The sequence below is a fragment of the Chrysiogenia bacterium genome, assembly GCA_020434085.1.
In the GTDB taxonomy this organism is placed as follows: Bacteria; JAGRBM01; JAGRBM01; order JAGRBM01; family JAGRBM01; genus JAGRBM01.
This window is the reverse complement of sequence record JAGRBM010000518.1, coordinates 1-6281: the sequence shown is the minus strand read 5'-3', so window position 1 is coordinate 6281 and position 6281 is coordinate 1. Positions and strand designations below refer to the sequence as shown.

8 protein-coding genes are annotated in these 6281 nt (G+C 61.0%); 1 reads left to right on the top strand and 7 read right to left on the bottom strand.

Annotated features, from left to right (window positions below):
* The first annotated feature begins 168 nt into the window (after nucleotides 1-168).
* Nucleotides 169-1023, top strand: coding sequence for a DUF4062 domain-containing protein (locus KDH09_17400; GenBank protein MCB0221477.1), 855 nt, complete (start codon nucleotides 169-171; stop codon nucleotides 1021-1023).
* 5 nt (nucleotides 1024-1028) lie between these two features.
* Here KDH09_17400 and KDH09_17395 read toward each other — a convergent pair whose 3' ends face one another.
* The 7 genes from KDH09_17395 to KDH09_17365 all read right to left on the bottom strand — a co-directional run.
* A complete protein-coding gene (locus KDH09_17395) occupies nucleotides 1029-1799 on the bottom strand; it encodes a HesA/MoeB/ThiF family protein (protein ID MCB0221476.1) in 771 nt (256 codons plus the stop codon).
* 19 nt (nucleotides 1800-1818) lie between these two features.
* A complete protein-coding gene (locus tag KDH09_17390; GenBank protein MCB0221475.1) occupies nucleotides 1819-2232 on the bottom strand; it encodes a DUF1761 domain-containing protein in 414 nt (137 codons plus the stop codon).
* 111 nt (nucleotides 2233-2343) lie between these two features.
* The gene (moeB, locus tag KDH09_17385) at nucleotides 2344-3153 is read right to left on the bottom strand and encodes a molybdopterin-synthase adenylyltransferase MoeB (protein ID MCB0221474.1); all 810 of its coding nucleotides are present in this window, start codon (nucleotides 3151-3153) and stop codon (nucleotides 2344-2346) included.
* A 23-nt stretch (nucleotides 3154-3176) separates the two neighbouring features.
* A complete protein-coding gene (locus tag KDH09_17380) occupies nucleotides 3177-3641 on the bottom strand; it encodes a M67 family metallopeptidase (GenBank protein MCB0221473.1) in 465 nt (154 codons plus the stop codon).
* A gap of 16 nt (nucleotides 3642-3657) precedes the next feature.
* A complete protein-coding gene (locus tag KDH09_17375; protein ID MCB0221472.1) occupies nucleotides 3658-4719 on the bottom strand; it encodes a pyridoxal-phosphate dependent enzyme in 1062 nt (353 codons plus the stop codon).
* A 90-nt stretch (nucleotides 4720-4809) separates the two neighbouring features.
* A complete protein-coding gene (locus KDH09_17370; protein ID MCB0221471.1) occupies nucleotides 4810-5088 on the bottom strand; it encodes a MoaD/ThiS family protein in 279 nt (92 codons plus the stop codon).
* A gap of 230 nt (nucleotides 5089-5318) precedes the next feature.
* A partial coding sequence (locus tag KDH09_17365) for an MMPL family transporter (protein ID MCB0221470.1) occupies nucleotides 5319-6281 on the bottom strand: 963 nt, incomplete at its 5' end.

Here is a 6281-nt window from a genome sequence, read left to right as displayed (position 1 = left end):
ATAAGGCCGGGGTGTGACAGAAGGGGTCACATGGGGCAGTCCACCAAAGGTAGAGTAATTGGGCGTAAAATTGGCGGAGCGTTTCATAACTAATGGAAATAAACGATGAACGCGACTATCTTTGAATGCATTCAGGGCCCCGCAAATGTGGGTAGGCTAGGGGTAGGTATGAGTTACAAAGCCACAGTCTTAGACGTCATGATTGCATCTCCATCTGATGTTACACGTGAGCGGGAGTTAATTCGTGAGATAGTCCATGAATGGAATGCGACACACAGCAGGAAGTCACGCATTGTATTATCGCCAGTTAGCTGGGAAACCCACTCTTCCCCAAAAATGGGAGAAGAGGCTCAGCAGATAATAAACAAACAAGTAGTCGAATTCTGCGACTTACTCGTAGCAGTATTTTGGACCCGTCTAGGGAGCCCGACGGCGAATCATCCCAGCGGAACGGTTGAGGAAATCAATGAGATCGTCGCTGCTGGGAAGCCCGCGATGATCTATTTCTCCAGCTTGCCGGTCGAGCCGGAGAGTATTGATCGTGAGCAGTACGACAATGTGGTCGCATTTAGAAACGACTGCGAGGCTAAAGGACTGATCGAAAGATATGATTCGATTGAAAGTTTCGGAAAGAAATTCCGACGACAGTTAGCGCAGACTATTCAACGATATTTTTCCGATAGTGCAGAAATCGAAGGCGAAGAGGGCGAAGAGGTTCCAGACGGTTATCTCCGGGCAACGCTGAGCGAAGAAGCAGCTACTCTCATTCTAGAGGCTGCTGCGGATAGTAGTGGGAGCCTCATGTGTTTGAGATCGATGGGCGGGCTTCAAATTTCAACGAACAATAAGACGTTAAACGAATTCGGAAACGCTAGATCAGAAGCAATCTGGCAGGGTGCCGTCGACGAGTTGATAGATTTGGGTCTGATTGCTGACCGGGGGTACAAGGGCGAAGTATTTCGAGTGACACGTGAGGGGTATGATGCCGCTGACCAAATCCGTAAAGCACGATCAGAGGGATAGCTACTCTACCAATTCCGTGTTGGATTCAGCAGTTTCTCCCCGCACGCCTCGCAGCTCTCCCGCCTTCCCAGCGGCACTTCGCGGAAGAGCCCGCCGAGGGCCTCGATGGTCAGAAGGCGCGAGCGAAGCGGCTCGCCGATTCCAAGCAGGAGCTTGATGGCCTCGGCGGCTTGAATGCTGCCGACAAGGCCGGCCAGGGCGCCGATGACGCCGGCCTGCGCGCAGGTGGGGGCGGTGCCGGCGGGCGGCGGGCGCTCGAACAGGCAGCGGTAGCAGGCGGCGCCGGGAACCACGGTGAGGATCTGTCCGTGCCAGCGCAGGATGCCGCCGATGACGGCGGGTTTCTTCTCGGCCACGCAGGCGTCGCTCACAAGGAACTTCGTCTCAAAATTGTCCGAGCCCTCGATGACGACGTCGTAGCCGCGAATGAGGCGCCGCGCGTTCTCGGGTGTGAGGCGCTCGCCGATCAGGTCGAGCTTCACCTCCGGCCAGATGCCGCGAAGGCGCTCTGCCGCGCGCTCGATCTTGGGACGGCCGACGTCCTGAGTCCCGTAGAGCACCTGCCGCTGCAGGTTCGAGAGCGAGACCGTGTCGAAGTCGCACAGCCCCAGCGTGCCCACGCCCGCAGCCGTCAGATACAGCGCCGCCGGGGATCCCAGCCCGCCCGCGCCGACGAGCAGCACCTTCGAGGCCAGCAGCTTCTCCTGGCCCACGCCGCCCACTTCCCTGAGCAGGATGTGGCGCGAAAATCTCTCGATCTGTTCTTCAGTGAGCATCGGGCAGCTTCGCTGCTTTCTACCGCCAGAAAGAAATCACCGCGCCCGCAGCCAGCGTTGCCACGTAGTGGTAGCCCGCGTTGATGCCCCAGAGGGCGAGCGGCTTGTCGGTGAAAAGGTAGTTGGGGAGCTGCGCGGCGAGCACGGGACCAAACGCGATGAGCGCGGTGACCAGCATTCCCTGCGCCGCGGTCTGAATGGGAAGCAGGGAGATCAGCACCGCCAGCGTGCCCGTCACGATGAGCGCGACCAGAAATCCCCCCGCAAGCGGCACGGCCATGCCGCGCTCCTTCGAGGCGTCGATCTGCTCGGCGCTGATTCCTTCAAGTTCCATCCAGCGATCGGCAAAGAGCAGCTTCGAATACCACAGCGCGCCGAGCCCGTGGTAGAGCACTGTGCCCACCAGAATGGCCAGGTAGTTGATTTCAAACATTGGTGATCCGCCTCTTCGCACCCAGTCTAGTGGAGAATGTTCAAAGCAAAAAGAAAGCCCCCGCATGAGCAGGGGCCTTCGGGTCGGACAAATGGGAAGCGAGCAGTGAAGCTACCCTTCGCCGATGCCGCCGCAGAACTCCTCGTAGTCGATGAGCTCGGTGATCGTGGGGTTCTCGCCGCACACCGGGCAGGCGGGGTCGCGGCGGATCTTGTAGTTCTTGAACGTCATGGGGAGCGCATCGAACTTGAGCAGGCGGCCCACCAGAGGATCGCCCTCGCCGAGGATGAGCTTGATGGCTTCCATGGCCTGCAGGCAGCCCACGATGCCCGGGAGCACGCCGATCACGCCCGCCTCCGCGCAGGAGGGAACCGTGCCCGGCGGCGGCGGCTCGGGGTACAGGCAGCGGTAGCAGGGCCCGTCATGGGGCTTGAACACGGTGACCTGGCCCTCGAACATGAAGATCGATCCGTGGACGTTGGGCTTGTTCAGGAACACGCAGGCATCGTTGATCAGATAGCGGGTGGCAAAGTTGTCGCAGCCGTCGAGAATGACGTCGTAGTCCTTGAAGATCTCCATCACGTTGTCGGAATCGACACGCTTTCGAATGGGAATCACGTTGACGTCGGGATTGATCGAATTCATGCGGTCCTTGCCGGATTCGACCTTGGGCCGGCCCACGTCCTTCATGGAGTGGAGAATCTGGCGCTGCATGTTGGACATGTCGACGTCGTCGAAGTCCATGAGGCCGATGGTTCCCACTCCTGCGGCCGCCAGATACAGGGCGGCAGGTGACCCGAGGCCGCCGGCGCCCACCAGCAGCACCCTGGCGTTCAGCAGTTTTTCCTGGCCAATACCGCCGACTTCCTTCAGCAGGATGTGGCGCGAGTAGCGTTCAATCTGTTCTTCGGTAAGGCTCATTGTCTTTCGTCTCTTGTTGCTCTCTACTTTTGGGTGATCTCGATTTTCTCTTCGGCGAAGTGAACATCCTGCTCACGGAACTCGCCGATCTTGCCCAGACCGGGGTCAACCGTCCAGCTTCGGAACGTGTCCGAGACCCCCTTCTTACAGCTCACGATAATCCAGGCAAAGGTATCGCCCCAGGGCTCGGCAAACTCGAAGTCCGTCTTCGAGGGAATGGCCGGGTGGTCGGGGTGGGAATGGAAGAGCCCGATGATGTCGAGCCCGTCGCCCCGCGCGGCCTTGTCGACCTGCAGGTATTCCTTGTCATCCCAGCGGAAGAAATCGGGCTTGGGATCGACGTTCGTGACCGGCACGGCGCGGGCAATGATGTGGTCGTCGCCGTCGAGGCGCCCCACCAGCAGGCCCACACCCTCGTTGGGGTAGGTGCTCTCACAGTGCCTTCGGATCGCGTCGGCCGTTTCCTGGCTCAGGGTGAGTTTTCTCATGGTTTGCTCCGCTGGCTCACAGCTCGCTGCCGTGGCTGGGGCTCGCCTCACCGGCGGCCTCGTGGGCCTGCTTGCGAGCCTCGAACTCGTCCTCGGTATCGCGCCAGACGGCCGTGGTGAGGTACCGCTCGGCGCTGTCGCAGAGGATGAGGACGAACACCCCCTCGGTGATGTTGTTCTTCCTGGCGTAGCGAATGGCGCAATCGATGGTCGCGCCCGAGCTCTGGCCCACGAGCATGCCTTCTTCCTTGGCGACGCGCACGCACATGTCGTAGGCGCTGTCGGTGGGGGCGGGCAGCTTCTCGTGGTGGACCTGCGCGTCGTAGGTGCCGGGCACGATGGAGCTTTCCATGTGCTTGAGCCCCTCGATCCCGTGGAAGGGGCTGTCGGGCTCGACCGCCAGGATGCGGACCTTCTCGCCGCTTACCTCGCGCAGGTAGCGCCCGGTGCCAGAGCACGTGCCGCCGGTTCCCAAGCTCGAGAAAAAGTGGGTCACACGGCCGCCGGTCTGTTTCCAGATCTCCGGGCCGGTCGATTCGTAGTGGGCCTGGGGATTGGCAGGATTGAAATACTGATCGGGCTTGTAATACTTGCCGGCGGTATCGGCCCCCAGAATCTCGCGGCACTTGATGATCGCGCCGTCGGATCCCTCCATCGGATCGGAGAGAATCAGCTCGGCCCCGTAGGCGCGCAGGATCTTCTTGCGCTCCTCGCTGGCGTTGGCGGGCATGACCAGCGTCACCGGGTATCCCAGCGCCGCGCCGATCATGGCGAGCGCAATGCCGGTGTTGCCCGAGGTCGAATCGAGGATCGTCTTGCCGGGATGGAGCTTGCCGGTTTTCAGGCCGTCCTTGATCATCCACAGGGCAGGGCGCGCTTTTACCGAACCCGAGGGGTTCATCCACTCGCACTTGCCCCAGACTTCCACGCCCTCCGGCAGTTCGCGGGTCACATTGCGAAGCCGCACCAGCGGGGTGTTGCCCACAAGGTTGAGGATCGAGCCCTTGGGAAAGAGCGCCTCGCGCTCTTTGGCGTCGGGGAACTCGATCACATTGTAGTGGGGATTGCTGAAGCCCATGGGTCTGTGGTTTCCGGTGTCGCGAAAATCACGCGAGAGAAAAAAGCCCCCGCACGCGGGCGGGGACTTTGATCGCGCGGGTTGTTCGGCTCAGCGACCGCCGGCAATGGCGGGCACGAGCGCGAGCTCGTCGCCGTCCTTGACCGGGGTGTCGAGGCTCTCGAGAAAGCGGATGTCTTCGTCGTTGAGAAAGACGTTGACGAAGCGGCGGACCTTGCCGTCTTCATCGCACAGGCGCTCTTTGAGACCCGGGTGCTTCTTCTCAAGATCTTCGATGAGCGCGCCCACGGTGGCGCCTTCGGCCTCCACCTGGTCACGGTTGTCGGTCAGCTTGCGCAGCGGGGTGGGAATGCGAACATTTACCGGCATTGTCTCGTCCTTGTCTTCTGGCGTCTGCCCGGGCGCCCTCCCTTCGGGAGCGGCGCTCGAAAACGCACTTAACTTGCTGGAATACCAAGGCTTTTAAGCCCCGGCGAGCGCCTTGTGTTAACCCATGGGCAGCGCGCGGGTCAAGCATGGTTGCCGACGCGTTCTCCGCCGGGCGGGTCGCTCGCTGGTGGGATGCCCCAAGTGCCGGTACTGATTCGGGAAATCGCGGCTCAGGCCTCTTCGGTGGGAGCAGCCGCGCTCTCCTCGCCATTCCCATCGACGAGGTAGAGAATGGCGGGCAGAACCAGCAGATCGGCCAGCAGGGCGAAGACGATGGTGACACCCGAGATGAGTCCCAGGTAGGCGGTCGGCTTGAACTGGGCAAAGACCAGCATCCAGAAACCGCCGGCCAGGATCACGCTGGTGAACACGATGGCGCGTCCCGAGTGGCGCAGCACGTGGGCAATGGCATCCTGCGCGCCGAGCCCGCGTTTCCTGGCCTGCGAATAGCGCGAGAGGAAGTGGATCGAATCATCGACGGCAATGCCGATGGTGATGCCCGCTACGAGCACCGTGCCCACGTCGAGTGGAATGCCGGTGAAACCCATGAGCCCGAGTACCCAGATCACCGGGAAGATGTTGGGAATGACCGAGAGCAGCGCCCAGCGCGGCGAGCCCAGCGCAATGCCGATGATGATCATGATGATCACGACCGCCATGAGGAAACTCTCGCGAAGGGTGCGGTTCACGTAGTCGCCCATGTTGTTGTAGAGGACTAGCAGCCCGGTGACGCCGTGCTGGAGGCCCGGGAACGTGGTGCTGATGTAGTTCTCGATATCTTTGACGATCTGCACCGAACGGCTCTGACCCAGGAAGGGAATGCGCGCGGAGATGCGGGCGTTCTCATAGGGGTAGTCGACCATGTCGGTGAGGTCTTCTTTGGGATCCTGGATCGTATAGAGCAGCAGGATCTGCGCGATGTAGTCCTTGGCGCTGATGGTGCCCGTTTCCTTTGCGATGGCCAGCTCTTCCTCGGTGGCGGTTTCCTCGAGGTATTTCACCTCGGCGCCGCCGGGCTCGAAGTCGGCCTGCACGGGAACCCGATCGAACTCGGGCCGCTCGGCATGGAGGGACTTGTTCAGGCGCTCGACAAAATCCACGACAGAAATTGTCTTGGAGACCTCGGGAATCGT

Excerpts from the sequence above, each read along its gene's own strand:
- KDH09_17400 (MCB0221477.1), top strand. The coding sequence starts at position 169 with ATGAGTTACAAAGCCACAGTCTTAGACGTCATGATTGCATCTCCATCT.
- KDH09_17395 (MCB0221476.1), bottom strand. The coding sequence starts at position 1,799 with ATGCTCACTGAAGAACAGATCGAGAGATTTTCGCGCCACATCCTGCTC.
- KDH09_17390 (MCB0221475.1), bottom strand. The coding sequence starts at position 2,232 with ATGTTTGAAATCAACTACCTGGCCATTCTGGTGGGCACAGTGCTCTAC.
- moeB (MCB0221474.1), bottom strand. The coding sequence starts at position 3,153 with ATGAGCCTTACCGAAGAACAGATTGAACGCTACTCGCGCCACATCCTG.
- KDH09_17380 (MCB0221473.1), bottom strand. The coding sequence starts at position 3,641 with ATGAGAAAACTCACCCTGAGCCAGGAAACGGCCGACGCGATCCGAAGG.
- KDH09_17375 (MCB0221472.1), bottom strand. The coding sequence starts at position 4,719 with ATGGGCTTCAGCAATCCCCACTACAATGTGATCGAGTTCCCCGACGCC.
- KDH09_17370 (MCB0221471.1), bottom strand. The coding sequence starts at position 5,088 with ATGCCGGTAAATGTTCGCATTCCCACCCCGCTGCGCAAGCTGACCGAC.